Here is a 17,701-nt window from a genome sequence, read left to right on the forward strand (position 1 = left end):
ATGTTTGACGCGATCGTTATCGGCTCTGGAATGAGCGGCGGCATCGCCGCGAAGGAACTTTGCGAGCGGGGGCTGAAGACGCTTGTCCTTGAGCGCGGCCGCAAGCTTGAGCACGGCGCCTCCTACACCGACTGGATGCAGCCATGGGACCTGCCGAACGCCAACATGATGCCGGAGGAGACGCTGGCGCAGGACTACGCGATCCAGGGCCAGTGCTACGCCTTCACCGCGGCGACACAGCAGTATTGGGTGAAGGACAGCGAACACCCGTACAGCTTCCCCGAGGACAAGCCGTTCGCCTGGATCCGCGGCTACCACCTGGGCGGCCGCTCGATCATGTGGGGCCGTCAATCCTATCGCCTGAGCGAGATGGATTTCGAGGCCAACGCCAAGGACGGCCACGGCTCCGACTGGCCGATCCGCTACGCGGACATCGCGCCCTGGTATGACCACGTCGAACGCTTCATCGGCGTCGCCGGCTCGAAGGAGGGCATGGCGCAACTGCCGGACGGCGATTTCCTGCCGGCGTTCGGGCTCAACGACGGCGAACTGCAGTTCAAGCAGGCGGTCGAAAACGCCTTCCCGGGACGCCGCGTGATCCCCGGGCGGGTCGCGAACCTCTCCGAGGCCCAGCCGCATCATGAGGAGCTCGGCCGGAGCAGCTGCCAGAACCGCTCGTTCTGCGAGCGTGGCTGCACCTACGGCGCCTACCACTCGAGCCTCAGTTCCTCGCTGCCGGCGGCCGAGCGGACCGGCAACCTGACGATCGTCACCGACGCGATCGTTCACAGCATCATCTACGATCCGAAGACCAAGAAGGCGACGGGCGTGCGGGTGATCGACGCCAACACCAAGGAAGGCCGCACCTACGAGGGCAAGGTCATCTTCGGCTGCGCCTCGGCGATCGGCACGACGCAGATCCTGCTGAACTCCAAGTCCGAAGCCAATCCCAACGGGCTCGCCAACTCCTCCGGGATGGTCGGGCGCAACCTGATGGACCACCTCTACGCCCTGTCGGTGATGGGCATGATGCCCAAGGGGCCGAACACCTACTACCACGGCCGGCGGCCGACCGGGCTTTACATCCCGCGCTACCGCAACGTCAGCGAACCCGGCGACTTCCTGCGCGGCTACGGCTTCCAGGGCGCGGTGTCGCGCATGGGCTGGCGCAACGCCGCCCTCGGCATGCCGGGGATCGGCGCCGACCTGAAGACCCGCACGCGCAAGCTCGGCCCCTGGTTCGCCCACATCTCGGGTTTCGGCGAGATGCTGCCGAATCCGGAGAACCGCGTGACTCTGCATCCCACCCGGACCGACAAGTGGGGCGTTCCGATCGTCCATATCGAGTGCGCGATCGGCGAGAACGAAAAGAAGATGGCCGGCCAGATTATCGAGGACGGCAAGGCGATGATCCAGGCCGCCGGCGGCGTCGTGATGCATACGTCCGCCACGCCGGGCACGCCTGGGCTGGGCATCCACGAGATGGGCACCGCGTGCATGGGCAAGGATCCCACGAAGTCGGTGCTCAACCGATATAACCAGGCGCACGACGTGCCGAACCTGTTCATCACCGACGGCTCGGCGATGGCGTCGAGCGGCTGCCAGAATCCCTCCCTGACCTATATGGCGCTGAGTGCGCGAGCGGCGCACCACGCCGCGGAGTTCCTGCGCGCGGGCAAGATCTGAACGAGGGCGGTCAATGGCCAGAACCAGGGGCCCCGCCGGCGTCGCGACGTCGGCGGCGGCCAAAGCGAAGCCGGGGCCGCGCGGCCGGCCGACGGCCGAGCGCGCGGCGGCGATCGACGAGGTCATCCGTCTGGCCGCCCTGGACGTGTTCCTGGCCTCGGGGTTCGAGGCTGGGAGCATGGACGCCATCGCCGCCGCCGCGCAGGTCTCGAAGGGCACGCTCTACACGCGCTATCCGAGCAAGGAAGCCTTGTTCCTGTCGCTCCTCAAGAGTCAGCGCGAGCGCCTGGGGGAGCGGGCTTCGGCCTTCAACCACCTTCTGCCGAACGACCTGGAGGGTCGTTTGCGGCACCATGCGCTCACGCTGCTGCGGACGACGCAAAACCCAGAATACACGCGGCTGCTGCGACTCGTGGAGGCCAACGCCGCGACCTTCCCCGAACTCCCCCGGCTATGGAATGAGGAGGGAGCGGTCGGATACCTGCGGCTGCTCGCGGACAACATGGCCGAGGTCGCGTCGCCCGCGCAGCGGGACATCGACTGGGACTTCGTCGCCAACCTCGTGCTGCACGCGATCGGCGGCTGGCTCCGCACCCAATCCGCGCTGCAAACGCTGGACGAAGAGCGCGCCGCGACCTTCACCGACGGCGTCGTCGCCGTCGTCATGGCGTGGATCCGCGAGCGGACCCACGCCGAACCAAATTCCCCCTAATCGAAGCGGAAATCTCATGAGAGCGATTGCAATTGCGGCGGCGGCGATGGCCGTGCTGGCCGGACCGGCCGCGGCGGCGACGGTCACCGACTGTCCGCTACGAGACGCGCCGTTCTCGATCGACTCGCCGCTCGTCGACCTGCTGCTCAGTCCGTCAGCCAAGGCGGTGCTGGCCAAGGCCGCGCCGGGCCGTTTCGAGAAGCTGCCGGCCCGCTTCGCCGGCACCGAGCCGCCGACCTTCGCGGCGATCCTGACCCTCAAGGAGGCCAGCAGGTTCACCGGTCTGAAGCCTGACGCGCTGCCGGCCATCGACGCCGAGTTGCGCGCCCTGCCGGTCACTGACGCCGATCGCGTCGCCCGCTGCGCCCGCTACGACAACGAGCCGGTCAGCTTCCAGGTCCCGAAGGGCAAGCCGGCCGTGCTGCTGTTCGACAAGATCAACGGGTTCCGCGACGGCCCCTCGGTCGATGCGGCGCGCGCGGCGTTCGAAAAGCTCGCGGCGCAGAAGGGCTGGACCCTCGTCGCGACTGATAAGGGCGGGGCCATACGTCCGGAGACGCTGCGCCAGTTCGATGCGGTGATCTGGAACAACGTCAGCGGCGACGTGCTGACCCTGGCGCAGCGCAAGGCGCTGAAGGACTATCTCGAGAACGGCGGCGGCTTCCTCGCCGTGCACGGCTCGGCGGGCGATTTCTCCACCTTCTGGGACTGGTACGTGGACGACCTGATCGGCGCGCGGTTCAAGGGACACCCGATGGCCCCGCAGTTCCAGGACGCCCGCGTCGTGGTCGCGGACCGCAGCCATCCGATCACCGCCAAGCTGCCGCCGCAGTGGGTGATGAACGACGAGTGGTATTCCTTCCGCACCAATCCGCGAGCCGCCGGCGCGCACGTCCTCCTGACGCTCGACGAGTCCAGCTACAAGCCGGACGGTCACGGCCAGGACCTGCGGATGGGCGACCACCCGATCGCCTGGACCAACTGCATCGGCAAGGGCCGGGTGTTCTACTCGGCCATCGGCCACCGGCCCGAAACCTACAGCGACGCTCAGCACCTCGCGCTGCTGGACAGCGCGCTCGACTGGACGGCTTTGGACCGCAAGGCCTGCCCGAGCGCCACCAAGAGCGCGCGGCGCTAAACGGGCGGCGCTTCGGCGCCGTCGCACATCGGCTATCGATTGGAGGAAGCGTCGGATGCTCGGCTCGGTATCTCTCGGCGATCACCTGCCCCGGGACTGGCGTACGGGGACCTTCGTGGGACGCCTCGCCGCGCCGGAGGGGCCGATCGTCGTGGTCTGCCAGGACGGGCGGCTGCGCGACGTCACCGCCCTGGCGCCGACGGTCGCCGAATTGTTCCAGGATTGGCGCGGCCCGCCGGCTGGCGGGCGCGACCTGGGCGACCTGGAGGACTTCGACTTCGCCGCCGCGCCGCTGCTCGCCCCGGTCGATCTGCAGGTGATCAAGGCCGCCGGGGTGACCTTTGCGGTGTCGGCCGTCGAGCGGGTCATCGAGGAGCGGGCGCGGGGCGACGCCGCCAAAGCCGAGAGCATCCGCGCGGACCTGAGCGCGCGGGTCGGCGCCGACCTGCGCGCCGTGCAGCCGGGTTCTGAGGCCGCGGCGCGGCTGAAGGCGGCGCTGATCGCCGACGGGCTGTGGTCGCAGTACCTGGAAGTGGCGATCGGCCCGGACGCGGAGATTTTCACCAAGGCCCCGGTGCTCGCCGCCGTCGGCCACGGCGCCCAGATCGGCGTGCGCTCGGACTCCGGCTGGAACAATCCGGAGCCGGAAGTGGTGCTGGTCTGCGATTCCGTAGGCCGGGTGCTCGGCGCGACGCTCGGCAACGACGTCAATCTGCGCGACTTCGAAGGCCGCAGCGCCCTGCTGCTCAGCAAGGCCAAGGACAACAACGCCTCCTGCGCGATCGGTCCGTTCATCCGGATCTTCGACGACGGCTTCGGCCTCGACGACGTGCGGCAGGCGCAGGTCGACCTGCTGATCGAGGGGGCCGACAACTACCGCCTCGAAGGCCGCAGTTCGATGGACCAGATCAGCCGCGATCCCCTGGAGCTGGTGCGCCAGACGCTCAGCGAGCATCAGTACCCGGATGGGTTCGCCCTGTTCCTCGGCACCCTGTTCGCGCCGACCCAGGACCGCGACGAGCCGGGCCGCGGCTTCACCCACAAGCCGGGCGACGTGGTGCGGATTACGAGCCCCCGGCTCGGCATGCTGCAGAATGAAGTGACCACCTCCAAGGCCGCGGCGCCGTGGACGTTCGGGGTCGCCGCCCTGATGCGCAACCTCGCCGGCCGCGGCCTGCTCGGGGAGCGCGGCTGATGCGTTCTGCTTCAGCGATCTATCCCAGCCTCAAGGGCAAGCGCGTCGTCGTCACCGGCGGCGGCTCGGGGATCGGCGCCGGCCTGGTCGAGGCCTTCGTCCGCCAGGGCGCGGACGTGCACTTCCTGGACATCGCCGAAGCGGACTCGCACGCGCTGATCCGGCGCCTGGAGGGGACGGGGCCGAAGCCGGTGTTCCACCTGTGCGACCTGAAGGACGTCGAGGCGATCGCAGAGGCCTTTGCCCGCATCGGCCACGTCGACGTGCTGGTCAACAACGCCGGCAACGACGACCGGCACACGCTCGACGAGGTGACGCCGGCCTATTTCGACGACCGCATCGCGGTGAACCTCAAGCACATGCTGTTCTGCGCCAAGGCCGCGGCGCCGCGGATGAAGGCGGTCGGCGGCGGCGCGATCATCAACTTCGGCTCGATCTCCTGGCACCTCGGCCTGCGCGGCCTGGTGGTCTACGAGACCGCCAAGGCCGGCATTGAGGGGATGACCCGGGGGCTCGCCCGCGAGCTCGGCCGCGACGGGATCCGGGTCACCTGCATCCTGCCGGGCAACGTCCGCACGCCCCGGCAGCAGAAGTGGTACACGCCCGAAGGCGAGGCGGAGATCGTCGCGGCCCAATGCCTGGACGGCCGGATCGAGCCGGCCGACGTCGCGGCGCTGACGCTGTTCCTGGCCTCCGACGACGCGCGCTTCTGCACCGGCCACGGCTACTGGATCGACGCGGGCTGGCGCTGAGCGGCGAGCGCGGCCCGCTAGCGCGCGCCGTAGTAGTCGAGATACCAGTCCACGAAGTTCGCGACCCCCGTCTCGATCGAGGTTGTCGGGGCATAGCCAAGCGCGCGCCGGGTTTCTTCGACGTCGGCCTCCGTGCGTTGGACGTCGCCGGGCTGCATCGGCATCAGGTTCAGTTCGGCCTTGCGCCCGAGCTTCTCCTCCAGAACTTCGATGTAGCGCATCAGCTCCACCCGCTGGCTGTTGCCGAGGTTCAGGACACGCCACGGCGCGACGCCGCTGGTCGCCGGATCCGGGGTCTGCGGATTCCATTGCGGATTGATCGTCGCCGGCCGGTCGACGGCGGCCACCAGGCCCTGAACGATGTCGTCCACATAGGTGAAGTCGCGCTGCATCCTGCCCTGGCCGTAGACGTCGATCGGGCGCCCCTTGAGGATGGCGTCGGTGAACTTGAAGAGGGCCATGTCCGGTCGCCCCCACGGACCGTAGACGGTGAAGAAGCGGAAGCCGGTCGAGGGAATGCCGAACAGGTGCGCGTAGGAGTGCGCCATGACCTCGTTGGCTAGCTTGGTCGCGGCGTAGAGGGTGATCGGGTGATTGGCGCCGTCATGCACGCTGAACGGCAACTTGCCGTTCGCGCCGTAGACCGAGCTCGTGGAGGCGTAGAGGAGGTTGCCGGTCTGCACGGCGCGGCACCCCTCCAGGATGCTCAGGAAACCGACCACGTTCGAGTCCACATAGGTGGCCGGGCTCTCGAGGCTGTAGCGGACGCCCGCCTGAGCGGCCAGGTTGACCACCGTCTCGGGCCGGTGCTCGGCGAACAGGGCGGCGACGCCGTCGCGGTCGGCGAGGTCAAGCTTGGCGTGGCGATAATGGGGATAGGCCTCGAGCAGCGCGAGGCGCGAGGCCTTCAGGCTCGGGTCGTAGTAGGCGTTCATGGAGTCGAGGCCGACGACCTCGTCGCCGCGCTCGAGCAGCCGCCGGCTCAGGTGAAAGCCGATGAAACCGGCCGAGCCAGTGACGAGGATGGTCATGGAAACGCCCCAACTGTGAGTTGTTGAAGCGCTAGGGTAAGGCGGCTTCGGTGTCGAATTTTCGACTTCGACGGTCGGATCCTGCGAGTGACGTCGCCGTCACGGACGCCGACGGCGACGTAAGCCGAAGGTGTTCGCAGATGCGGCAGAACCGCAACTTTACGCTGTTACGATCGGGCCAACTCTTGGCGGTCCGCCGTGGCTCCATCAGGCTGAACTAACTCGATTGGGGAATTGCCATGCACGTTGCGATGATCGGCACCGGTTATGTGGGTCTGGTGAGCGGCGCCTGTTTCGCCGACTTCGGTCACGTCGTGACCTGCATCGACAAGGACGCCGGCAAGATCGAGCGGCTGCAGGCCGGCGGCATTCCGATCTATGAGCCCGGCCTCGACAAGCTGGTCGCCGACAACGTGAAGGCCGGCCGGCTGTTCTTCACCACCGAGGCCGCCGAGGCGGTGAAGAAGGCCGACGCGGTGTTCATCGCCGTCGGCACGCCGTCGCGCCGCGGCGACGGCCACGCGGACCTCTCCTACGTCTACGCCGCGGCCGAAGAGATCGCCGGCCTGATCGAGGGCTTCACCGTCGTGGTCACCAAGTCGACGGTGCCGGTCGGCACCGGCGACGAGATCGAAGCGATCATGCAGCGCGTACGGGCTGACGCGGGCGCCGACGTCGCGGTCGTGTCGAACCCGGAATTCCTGCGCGAGGGCGCGGCGATCGAGGACTTCAAGCGCCCCGACCGGGTGGTGGTCGGCACCAGCGACGAGCGCGCCCAGGCGGTGATGCGCGAGCTCTACCGCCCGCTCTATCTCAACGAGACGCCGATCCAGTTCACCGGCCGGCGCACCTCGGAGCTGATCAAGTACGCGGCCAACGCCTTCCTGGCGATGAAGATCACCTTCATCAACGAGATCGCCGACCTGTGCGAAGCGGTCGGCGCCGACGTGCAGCAGGTCGCCCGCGGGATCGGCCTCGACAAGCGGATCGGCGGCAAGTTCCTCAACGCCGGCCCGGGCTACGGCGGCTCCTGCTTCCCGAAGGACACCCTGGCGCTGGTCAAGACCGCGCGGGACTATCAGGCCCCGATGCAGCTGATCGAGACCACGGTGGCGGTCAACGACAAGCGCAAGAAGGCGATGGCCAGCAAGGTCACGGCCGCGGTCGAGGGCCAGGACCTGGCCGGCAAGACCATCGGCGTGCTCGGCCTGACCTTCAAGCCGAACACCGACGACATGCGTGACGCCCCCAGCCTCGACATCATCCCGGCGCTGCAGGCGGCTGGCGCGCGGGTGCAGGCCTTCGACCCCGAGGGCCACGAGGCCAAGCAGATGCTGCCGCGGGTGGAGTTCAAGGACGATCCCTACGCGGCGGCCGAAGGGGCCGACGCGCTGGTGATTATCACCGAGTGGGATCAGTTCCGGGCGCTGGATCTCGAGCGGGTGAGGGGACTGATGAAGTCGCCAGTGCTGGTCGACCTGCGCAACATCTACAAGCCGGAGGAAGTCCGCCGCGACGGCTTCAGGTACGTCAGCGTCGGGCGGAGCTGACGCGGATCGCCTCGGTCGCGGAGTGGTGCGTTCAGTTGCCGGGATAGGGGATGGTTGCGCCCCTATCGCTCTGGCAGCTGTTGCCCTGAACGGTCAGGTTCTGGACTCCGTCGGCGTAGATGCAGTCCTGGGCGACGTCCTGGAGGACGTTGCGCAGGATCGACACGTCGGCGCCAGGCGTCACGTCGGTCATCACAGTGCCGCGCTGCATGTAGACGCTGATGGCGGCCTGAGGCACCGACAGGCTCGACTCGCCGCCTGATTTGTTCACGGTGTTGTCCTGGATCAGGGTGTTGAAGGGGCCGACCCCTTCCAACCAGGGATCCAAGCTGGTCAGGACGCGCACGGGGCTGAACTGCAGAGACTTGAAGCTATTGCGTTCGACGACTGCGTTCGGAACCTGGACGAGGATGCCGTGGCAACCACAGGGGCCGATGGTGTTGTTGCGGACCATGACCCGCGACCCCAGAAGGTTGAGGTTGCGCGCGTAGGCGATGTCGCTCTGCGGCAGCGCCTTATCCAGTTGGACGCTCGCAGCGTCCCCGCCGCCAGCGAGCGAGAGCGCCTTGGCGGAGAAGACGTAGGACCCGGAACTGTCGAAGAAAGCCAGGGAATCGCCGGCCGCAAGGACGTCCGCGCGATGGGTCAGGTTGACGCTCATGGCGCCGATCTGCGGGCCTGAGACCTTGTAGATCACGCTCGAGATGTTGATCGCGTCGTCGCCCTGATCGCGAATGACGTTGTTTCGCATGATCAGGTCGCCGGCGAACGACGTCAGATGCACGGCGTCGTATTCGGCGCTGAGCGGCGGGCCGCCGGGGCGCGCCTGTATGGTGACGTTCACGATCGCGAGGCCGCGCCCCATGCGTTCGGCGTCGATCCCAACGCCGGTCGCGCTACGGATCGTGACCCGGTCAATGACGATGTCGTTCGAGGTGTGCGTGTTGGCGGCGTCTTTGATCATGATCGCCGCGCCTGCGTAGTAGTCGTATTTGACGATCACCCGCTCGCCGACAGGCAGGCTGTCGAAATTTGTTCCCGCGCTCATCACGTTGTCGATGATCGTTACGGGCAGGCCGCTCTTGCCGAAGAACAAGCGGGTGTCGACGGCAGACTGGACGGTGATCTGGTGGATCGTCGTGTCCTGCAATTGGCCGCTGTCCAATTTGATCGTCTTGTAGCCGCCCGCCTCCGCCACCACGCCGCTCCCGGAGGTGGGGACGTCATAGTCGATCGTCATGCCGGTCAGGCGAAGGCGTTGCACGTTCGAGACCGCGATGCCGCTGCCGGCCCCCGCAAACAGCAGGGTGGCGCCGGCGCCTTCGATGGTGAAGTCGCTCAGGTTCCGCACCAGGAGCATGCCGTCCCCGCCGCTGGCGCGCGGCAGAAACCGATAGACGCCCGGCAACAGGGTGAGCTTGTGGGCGCCGATCGACGCTGCGTTCGCCATCGCCTGCGCCAGGACAGGAGTCGCGTCCACACCGGCGCCGGGAGGGCTCACGGTTACGACCGGTCCCGTCACCGTAGGCAGTTTCACCACGGCGACCACGCTGGCGCCGTTCGGCATGGTTCGCCGCTCGACATAGTCGCCCGCCACGGATTTCGCCGGGCTGGTCGGCTGGCTCTCCGCGAGGGTGCGCCACGTCGCAAAGGAGGGGCTTTGCGCAGTGGCGACCGGCGCCGCCGCGACCTGCGATCCAAGTCCAAGGACAATGATGATCAGAGGGTTGACGACGGCTCGTCGCATGCGCGGCTACCTGCACCTGAGGATACGCAACCCCAAGTTAAACAGATTACAACCCGTCGTTGTGGTTCGCAAGGGGCGGATCTCGCCGCCGGTCGGCAAAGATGTGCGGCCTTGCATTTGACGGCGCCCGAGCGCCTAATTCGTAGTCAACTCTAACGAGAATAGACGAAAGATTCTTGTGACCGAGGCCGAACGCCCCGTCCCGATCGCCTATCCCATCGGGTCCCGGCATCTCATCATCTCCCGACGCTCGACCTCGCGCGCGACGAACCTGCTGGTCCGGTGCGTACTGACGCTCCTGCTCTGGAGCGCCCGCGGTTTGCTACGTTTGGCGCCCGGCGGCCGGAAAGCTGGCGCGGGAGACCGCGCCCTCCGGAAAAAGTTGCTTCCGATCCGGGTCGACTGACTTCGCGACCTGCGGTCGCGCGCCTCCGCCAGCGCAGGCCTGCCGCGAAAGCTCCACATTGCCGTTCAATGATGTGACGTCTTCCGCGCTGCGGAACGTCGTCCGGAGAGGCGTCGATCCGCGCGGAAGCGGTCGAAGTCCTGCGACGGCGTGGGGATGGAGGTCACTTGAAGCTGACGGTCGTCCTGCCGAGGATTGCAGTCCTCGCCATCGTCCTGACGCCTGCCGCCAGCGTGGCGACCAGCGTCGCTGACGGGGCCACGTTTGACGACTGGCGCACGATCGCTCAGCGCGATGCGATCAGCCCGGTCAAGCCGGCGCCAGGCGATCTCGTCGAGCAGCGCACCGGCGCCAACGGCCGGCCGATCCGCGTCGTCGTGCTCGCGCCGCGACCGCCCGCGGCCGCTGGAACCGTCTTCGTCAAGCCACCGGCGCAAGGCGCCGACGCCGACGCGATCTTGGCGGAGGCTTTGCAGAAGGCCCGAAGCTCCGGCGCTCACCGGCTGGTGCTCGCCCCGGGGGTCTACCGCCTGGCCTCGCGCACCCGTGTCGTGGACGCCGACGCCGCCCTGGTGCTGCGCGACTTGCAGGACTTCACGATCGAAGGGGCGGGGGCGACGCTGCTGGTCGCGTCGGCCGGCAACGGGCTGGTGATCAGCAACTGCCAGCGGTTGCGGCTCAGCGGCGTGACGATCGACTACGACACGCCGACTTCCGGGTCCGGCGTGGTGGTGGAGAAGAACGGTGAGAAGGTCATCCGGCTCGACCCGGGCGCGGTCCCGGGAGCCAAGCTTCACCAGGTGATCGTCAGGACCCAGGAGGTCGACCGTCGGTTCTTTTTCGGGCGCAAGGGTGTCGAGCTGCAGAACGCCGGCGGCGAGCTTTCGGCGGGCGCCGCCTTCGACAAGTTGCCGCCGGGCGCGCCGGTGCTGCTGAAGTACCACCACTACCAGGGCGCCGCGGTCCAGGTTCGCGACGCCAACCATCGGCACGCCACGAGCGACCTCATCTTCGACCGCGTCGTCATTCACGGCTCGACCGGGGCCGGCTTCGACATCGAGCGGATGGGGCGGGGGCTGGCGCTGGTGAACGTGGAGATCCGCGCCCGGCCGAACGGGCCGCCGCTCAGTGTCGAGTACGACGGCGTGCACGTGACCTCCTTCGGCGGAGACCTGATCCTGCGGGACAGCGTGATCCGCGATCAGGGCGACGACGCCATCAACCTGTCGACCGTGGTGCATCGGGTCGAAAGCGCGCCCCCCGGGTCCGACGAGATCATCCTGTCGCACCGCACCGACGTGATCGCCGTCGGCGACACCCTGGCCTTTTTCGACCTGTCCGGCGGCTACCTGTCCCAGGCTCGCGTGCGGGAGTTCCTGCCGAGCCCGCAGCATGCCCGCGTCAAGCTCGACCGGCCGGCTCCGCCGCTGGCCCTCGCCTACGCGCGCAACCTGGATCTGCTGGGGCGGCGCTACGTCATCTCCGGCAACCGCATCGGGCCGTGCCAGTGCCACGGGATCCTGGCGCAAACGCCCAACGGCGTGATCGAGGACAACGTCATGAGCGGCCTGCGCTTCAACGCCGTCCGCCTCCTCACCAGCCTCAAGCCGTGGAAGGAAGGCGCGGGCCCGTTCAACATCGCCGTGCTGAACAACCAGGTCCGCGACACCGGCGGCGATCGCAATCGATCCGTCCCGCACGCCGCGATCAGCGTTTACGTGCAGAACGGGACCTATCTGACGTCGGCTCCGGTGGGCGCCGACGTCGCGATCCGCGGCAACCGGATCACCAATGTCGCGCAGGGCTGCATTTACGCCGAAGGGGTCCGCAACCTGAGCCTCCGCGACAATCGCTGTACGAGCCGATCCGGCGAACGCATCGACTGAGACACGCTTCGGCGAAGCGACGCTAGTTCCCGGAGCTGGCCGTCGTCCGATCGGTGGCCGGGTAGGCCGCGGGCGGATGCGGGTGGCGCAAGGATTCCTTGCGGAGACGCGACCAGCGCGGCTGGCGCTGCGCTTGGTAGAGCGGTCCCAAGAGCGAGAGCCCCCAGAGAATGAGGCCGGGAGCCATCGCCGCCAGCATCTTGTTGCGGGACTCGACGAAGTCGGCGCCCACCGCGCAGTACCACATCATGGCGTACATGTAGGCGAACAGCAGCCAGACCGATCGCAGCGAGCGCATCAGCAGGTTGATCAGCTGCAGGGTGGCTCCGTAGAAGGCGCCGAGGATGATGACGCCCGGAACCCCGGCCGCGACATAGAAATAGCCCGGCAGGGTGGAGCCGAACGCCACCCCGGATCGATAGATCACCGGGAAGAAGGTCATCATGAACGGATCCCTCGCGCCGGCGATCAGCCGGCTGAGGTGGGGCTCGATGAAACCGGTGCCGGAGATCAGGCCGAAGTTCGCGAACCCATCGAAATTGCGTTTGCTCAGCAGATCCGACACGAAGTCGCCGGCCGAGGTGATGGTGAAGGTCGCGGTCGGATCGACCAGGGACTTCCGCAGAGGGTCCATGATCGACAGCGCGAACACGCCGAGGACGCCGGCGATCACCAGGCGTGCGGTCGGCAGCCTGTTGCTGGCCGCGAACACCAAGGCCATGCCGATCAGGGTGGGCCACAGGAACCGCCCGCGCGCGCCGGTGTAGAGGATGGCGACGAAAAACGCCCCGACCAGGCCGGCGACGAGCAGGTAGCGGCGCGCCCGGACCAGCCAGTAGAGCAGCACCGAGAAGGCGAAGTTTCCGAGGAACTGCACGATGGTGGCCATCAGCCCGTCGGCCGACTTCACCAGCCCCGAGCGGAACTGGCCGACGCTTGTCAGGTGGGTGAACTGGCGGCCCAGATAGATGGTCGCGGCGATGCCCAGCGCGAAGAACGCCAGCACGACCAAGGCCGTCCACGGCCCGACGCCCTTTCCGAGGGTCTGGGTGAATTCTTCCGGCTCGAGGGTGCGCCGCGGCAGCGGCACCAGCGCCGATCCCGCCGCCATGGAGGCCAGCATCGCGATCAGCAGCAGCTGGGTGCGCTCGTAGACGGCGATCGACTGGTCAGGCGTCAGGGTCTCCATGCCGAGCATGGTGTAGCCGTTGCTCATGTAGGCGAGCTGCTCGATGAGGAAGTACATCATGTACCAGAAGGTGATGAACCCCGCCGGGGTGAAGTACCGGTACATCAGAACAGAGGTGGATCGAGACTGCGTCCAGCAGAGCGCTCCCAGCAACAGCAGTTGGCAGACGATCGCAAGCAGGTGCACGGACGTGACCATCGGATCTAGAACGCCTTGATCAGCTTTGCCGGGACCCCCGCATAGAGTCCGCTGGTGTAGACGCCCGGCCGGACGATGGCGTTCGCGCCGATCAGGGACCGGCTCTGGATCCGAGCGCCGGCCAGCACACGTGCCGCGGCGAACACCAGGACGTCGGCGCCGATCTCGACCGGCTCGAACCGGAGCCGGTTGTATTTCATCGGCGTGGTCGGATCGTCCCAGGTGTGGTCGAAGGACAGGATCGAGGCGTAGTGGCCGATCGAGCTGTTGTCGCCGATCGACACGCCGCCGGTCGCATCGATGTAGACCCCGGTATGGACGGCGACGTTGTCGCCGATCGAAAGGCCGCCCCAGTCCTTCACCGTGACCCGCTTGCCGATCGTGACGTTCATCCCGCAACGCTTCGCCAGGCGACAGGCGTAGAGGTAGCGGAAGAACATCCCGAGATTGCCGGGAGCGGCGTCGAAGACGAAGTAGGTCGAGGCGTAGAAGCGCCGCGGCAGCAGGCGCGACGCCGAGCGGATGGCGTTGATGACGCCTGCGTACTTCTCGAAGATGCCGCGGCCCTTGCCGCCCATCTCGCCATAGCGCGGTGCGGCCTCGACTTCTGTGCTCATAGGGGAGGGTGCGATCTGGTTCATGTGCCCGTCCTCGCCGGCGCGACGGCGGTCGGGGAGCCCGCCGGCTTGCGGTCCGGCATGATGTGCCAGAAGGGAATGCCGATCCGCCGCTTCACCGCCAGGCCCGCGAGGGTGTTCTGGCAGCCCAGGTTTACGGCGTAGGCGATGATGAAGCCGACCGCCCCCAGCGTGGGGCCCAGCACGGCCATGGTGAGGAGTTCGACGCCGAAGGCGATGCCGATGGTCCAGAGCAGGTCGCGTTCGTGACCGCTCATGTTCAGGATAATGTTCTTCGAGCCCATCACGACGGCATAGAACTGCGCAATTCCCATGATCGACAGGAATACCGCGCCGCTTTCGTAGTGTTTGCCGAACAGCGAAAGCACCAGCCCAGGCAGGAAGATCACCACCAAGGCCACCGGCGCTGCGCACAACGCGGTCAGGCGCGTGATCTGCGACAGCCGGCTGCTCATTTCCGAGATCTCCCCGCGCGGGAAGTGTCGCGCGACGATCGGGGCCAGGAAGAAGTTGGAGATGATCAGGAAGAAGTTGATGGCGTTGCCGAGCCGTTCGGCGACGGACGCATAGGTATATTGCTCGCGCGGCCCGACGAGATAGAGCACGACCAGCGGCGTCCAGAGGCTCAGATTCATCAGGACGAGGACCGCCCAGAAGCGGAACACCTCGCCGCGATGGGCGGCGTCCAGCCGCGCGGCGGCCGAGCGCCTCAAGGCGCGCAACGGCGCCAGCTTGAACGTGCGCACCGCCAGCGAGACGCAGATCGTGATCGTGATGGCCGAGGAGAAGATCATCGCGATCGGCAGCAGGCCGGCGAAGCGGTGGGGCTGCGGCGCGAGTCCGGAGGCCAGCAGCAGCCCCGCCAGGACGGCGCTGTTGCAGATGTTGAGCATGAAGATGGCGGTGTTGTACCTCGATCGGCCTTGGAAGAAGCTTCCGATCAACGACGAGGCGGGCAGGAACAGCAGCAGCGCCGGCGCGAGGATCGCGAACTGCATCAGCTCCGGCTTGAAGAGCGCGCCGATCGCCAGGCCGCCCGCGACGACGACGGCTGCGAGGACGGCGACCTTCAGGTAACGGCCGAACACCGACTCCATGAAGCCGGCGGCCTCCCGCTCGTCGTCGAAGGCCGGCAGCCGCTTCACCGAATAGGTGTTCAGACCGAGCATCAGCAGCGGCGTGAGGATCGCCGACAGGGTGATGCTGAAATAGAGCGGCGCGAGCTCTGACGGCGAGTAGAAAGTGGCGCCCACGCGGTACACCACCAGGGTCGAAATCGCCCCCAGCCCGCGGAAGCCCGCGCTGATCGCGAAGCCCTGGTAGCGGCCGATCTGGCCGCGGAGCCGGTCCATTCTGGAAACCGCGCGGAGCTGACGCTTGCTCATAGCTGGGTACGCCCTCGCAATGGCTCTGCTCAGGGATTGACGCTGGACAGGAGCGCCGGAGCGCGCAGACGGGGCATGACGCTCTCATAGGCGCGGCGGATCTGGTGCATCATCGACTCCGGCGACCAGGCGTCGACGTGCACGGTGCGCGCCCCCTTGGCCAGACGGGCGCAATCCGCCGGATTGCTCAGCAGCCGCGCCGCGGCCTGGGCGGCGGCGACGGGGTTGTCGGGCGGGGTGATGATCGCGCTCACGTCCGGCAGGACGACGTCCGACAGGCCAGGCAGCTCGCTGACCACCGCCGGCTTGCCCGCGGCGGCGTACTGGATCAGCACGCGCGGCAGGCCCTCGCGCACGGACGTCAGCATGCAGACGTCCGCGAGCGCAATCAGGCTCTCGGGATCGGTGCGATAGCCGGAGAAGCAGACGCTGCGGCCGAGCCCGAGCTCGGCCACCAGCGCCTCCGCCTCGGCGCGCAGCTCGCCGTCGCCGACGAACAGCATCCGCCAAGCCGGCAGGCCGGCGAAGGTTTTCGGCAGGGCGCGGATCAGCTCGAGCTGTCGCTTGCGGGCCTCGAAGGCGGCGACCATGACGACGGTCGGCGGCTTGGCCTGGCCGGGCTCAAGGCGCAGCAGCTCACGCCAGTCCTCCGGGGGATGCGCCATCTTAAAGCGATCGACGTTCATCGCGCTGAGCGCGACAAAGTGCTGATCCGGGCGACCGATGCCGAGGTCAAGATAGGCGTCTCGGCACGACGGGCTGACGCTGATGAAGGCGTCGGTGAACAGCGCGCAGAACCGCTCCACCGCCTTGTACGCGGCCTCGGCCTTCCAGCCGACGTTGACGAACGGCAGGATGTGCACGCTGTGAATGATCGCCGGCACGTCCGCCAGCTTGGCCGCCATTCGTCCCAGAACGCCGGCCTTGCTCTGGTGGGTATGCACGACGTCGGGGCGCAGCCGACGGAACAGGGTCGTCATCTGCACCAGGGCGCGCGCGTCGCGGATCGCGTCGACCGGATGCACCAGCGCGTCGACGCAGATCACTTCCGCGACCTCCGACGCCGCGCGGCGAGTCTCCTCGTGAAAATCAGAGCCGTGAATGATGATCACGCGGTGGCCTTCGGCGGCCTGGGCGCGACAGTTGATGATGGTGTTCTGCTCCGACCCACCGGTCTTCAGAAAGCGGGTCAGCACGTGAACGATGACCATGGGCGGGCGACGATCGGCCCGGTCTTCCGGCCGCACCGGAAAGGCTTTGATGTGCTGATTCACTGTGTTGAACCCTAGTAAGAGCCATCGCGCTTCATCACCGCCGGGACGGTGGCGAAGAGGATTTTCAGGTAGAGGGAGAGGCACAGGGTGTTCGCAAACACCGTGTCGATGGCGACCCGCCGTCGATAGCTCACGTCGTTGCGTCCGCTGATCTGCCAGAGGCCGGTGATCCCGGGCCGCACCGAGCAGTACTGCGCGAAGCGTCGACCGTAGCGGGCGACTTCCCCGGTCACGATCGGGCGCGGGCCCACCAAGCTCATCTCGCCCCGCAATACATTGAAGAGCTGCGGAATCTCGTCGACCGAGGAGACCCGCAGGAAGCGGCCGAGCAAGGTCACGCGCGGATCACGACGAAGCTTCTGATCGGCTTCCCATTCGCGCCGCGCCTCGGGATCGCGGGCCAGGAGCGCGCTCAGGCGCGCCTCGGCGTCGACCACCATTGAACGGAATTTCCAGCAGCGGAAGCTCCTGCCCTCGTAACCTATGCGCGAGTGTCCGAAAAAAATCGGGCCGCCATCCTGGATCTTGATCGCGATCGCAACGACGATCATCAGCGGAGCGACGAAGATCAACCCAGACATAGCGAAGATAATGTCGAAAATTCGACAGGCTATGGGCGCAGGTCTGCGGGTAGTTTGGATATCTCGGCCCGCACTAACCCCTCGCGGAATGGCCGCAAACTCGACCTCTTTTGTACCGGAAATGTACATGTCCGCACTCCCGTTGTTCAGTTCTAGCGCGTGCCAGCCGGATCATCGCAGCGTTTAGCAACACTTCTTTGATCGCCTGCTTTTCAGGCGACCGCGGTGTGCCTTGCACGAGCCCCAGAGGATGCACGTCACGGTAGTGCTAGGTAAACACAGATTAAGACCGTTGTTAGGCTTCACCGTGGTATCCGTCCGGTGAAGACCGCG

14 protein-coding genes are annotated in these 17,701 nt (G+C 67.1%); 7 read left to right on the top strand and 7 right to left on the bottom strand.

Translation table 11 applies throughout. The features are described from left to right. The 5 genes from ACSQ14_RS23390 to ACSQ14_RS23410 are packed head-to-tail and all read left to right on the top strand — an operon-like array spanning position 1 to position 5,483. Positions 1-1,686 (top strand): GMC oxidoreductase, encoded by a 1,686-nt coding sequence (locus tag ACSQ14_RS23390; RefSeq protein ID WP_436017039.1) that lies wholly within the window; start codon positions 1-3, stop codon positions 1,684-1,686. A 13-nt stretch (positions 1,687-1,699) separates the two neighbouring features. Beyond that, complete coding sequence (locus tag ACSQ14_RS23395; RefSeq protein WP_436017041.1) at positions 1,700-2,398, top strand: TetR/AcrR family transcriptional regulator; 699 nt, start codon at positions 1,700-1,702, stop codon at positions 2,396-2,398. Positions 2,399-2,414: 16 nt separating this feature from the next. After that, entirely contained in the window at positions 2,415-3,536 is a 1,122-nt protein-coding gene (locus ACSQ14_RS23400) for a ThuA domain-containing protein (RefSeq protein ID WP_436017043.1), read from the top strand. A gap of 55 nt (positions 3,537-3,591) precedes the next feature. After that, positions 3,592-4,731, top strand: coding sequence for a fumarylacetoacetate hydrolase family protein (locus tag ACSQ14_RS23405; protein ID WP_436017045.1), 1,140 nt, complete (start codon positions 3,592-3,594; stop codon positions 4,729-4,731). Beyond that, complete coding sequence (locus ACSQ14_RS23410; protein WP_436017047.1) at positions 4,731-5,483, top strand: SDR family NAD(P)-dependent oxidoreductase; 753 nt, start codon at positions 4,731-4,733, stop codon at positions 5,481-5,483. The genes ACSQ14_RS23405 and ACSQ14_RS23410 overlap by 1 nt, the downstream gene beginning before the upstream one ends. A 17-nt stretch (positions 5,484-5,500) precedes the next feature. Here the strand turns inward: ACSQ14_RS23410 and ACSQ14_RS23415 are convergent, their stop codons facing one another. Next, complete coding sequence (locus tag ACSQ14_RS23415; protein ID WP_436017049.1) at positions 5,501-6,514, bottom strand: NAD-dependent epimerase; 1,014 nt, start codon at positions 6,512-6,514, stop codon at positions 5,501-5,503. A gap of 239 nt (positions 6,515-6,753) precedes the next feature. On the opposite strand from ACSQ14_RS23415, the gene ACSQ14_RS23420 reads away from it, so the two are divergent. Next, a complete protein-coding gene (locus ACSQ14_RS23420; RefSeq protein WP_436017051.1) occupies positions 6,754-8,064 on the top strand; it encodes a UDP-glucose dehydrogenase family protein in 1,311 nt (436 codons plus the stop codon). 31 nt (positions 8,065-8,095) lie between these two features. On the opposite strand, the gene ACSQ14_RS23425 is transcribed toward ACSQ14_RS23420, so the two are convergent. Next, positions 8,096-9,811, bottom strand: coding sequence for a hypothetical protein (locus tag ACSQ14_RS23425; RefSeq protein ID WP_436017053.1), 1,716 nt, complete (start codon positions 9,809-9,811; stop codon positions 8,096-8,098). A 573-nt stretch (positions 9,812-10,384) separates the two neighbouring features. Between ACSQ14_RS23425 and ACSQ14_RS23430 the strand changes: the two genes are divergently transcribed. Next, positions 10,385-12,103 carry a right-handed parallel beta-helix repeat-containing protein gene (locus ACSQ14_RS23430; protein ID WP_436017055.1) on the top strand — a complete coding sequence of 573 codons (1,719 nt, stop codon included), beginning with the start codon at positions 10,385-10,387 and terminating at the stop codon, positions 12,101-12,103. Between the two features lie 22 nt (positions 12,104-12,125). On the opposite strand, the gene ACSQ14_RS23435 is transcribed toward ACSQ14_RS23430, so the two are convergent. From ACSQ14_RS23435 to ACSQ14_RS23455, 5 genes are all read right to left on the bottom strand, one after another. Then, entirely contained in the window at positions 12,126-13,490 is a 1,365-nt protein-coding gene (locus ACSQ14_RS23435) for an O-antigen polymerase (protein WP_436017057.1), read from the bottom strand. Positions 13,491-13,495: 5 nt separating this feature from the next. Further along, a complete protein-coding gene (locus ACSQ14_RS23440; protein WP_436017059.1) occupies positions 13,496-14,131 on the bottom strand; it encodes an acyltransferase in 636 nt (211 codons plus the stop codon). Continuing rightward, entirely contained in the window at positions 14,128-15,480 is a 1,353-nt protein-coding gene (locus tag ACSQ14_RS23445) for a lipopolysaccharide biosynthesis protein (RefSeq protein ID WP_436017061.1), read from the bottom strand. The genes ACSQ14_RS23440 and ACSQ14_RS23445 overlap by 4 nt, the downstream gene beginning before the upstream one ends. Positions 15,481-15,542: 62 nt before the next feature. After that, positions 15,543-16,787, bottom strand: coding sequence for a glycosyltransferase (locus ACSQ14_RS23450; RefSeq protein ID WP_436017063.1), 1,245 nt, complete (start codon positions 16,785-16,787; stop codon positions 15,543-15,545). Positions 16,788-16,798: 11 nt separating this feature from the next. Continuing rightward, the gene (locus ACSQ14_RS23455) at positions 16,799-17,497 is read right to left on the bottom strand and encodes a sugar transferase (protein ID WP_436017065.1); all 699 of its coding nucleotides are present in this window, start codon (positions 17,495-17,497) and stop codon (positions 16,799-16,801) included. Positions 17,498-17,701: the final 204 nt, after the last annotated feature.

The sequence above is a fragment of the Phenylobacterium sp. LjRoot219 genome (assembly GCF_964252995.1).
In the GTDB taxonomy this organism is placed as follows: domain Bacteria; phylum Pseudomonadota; class Alphaproteobacteria; order Caulobacterales; family Caulobacteraceae; genus Phenylobacterium.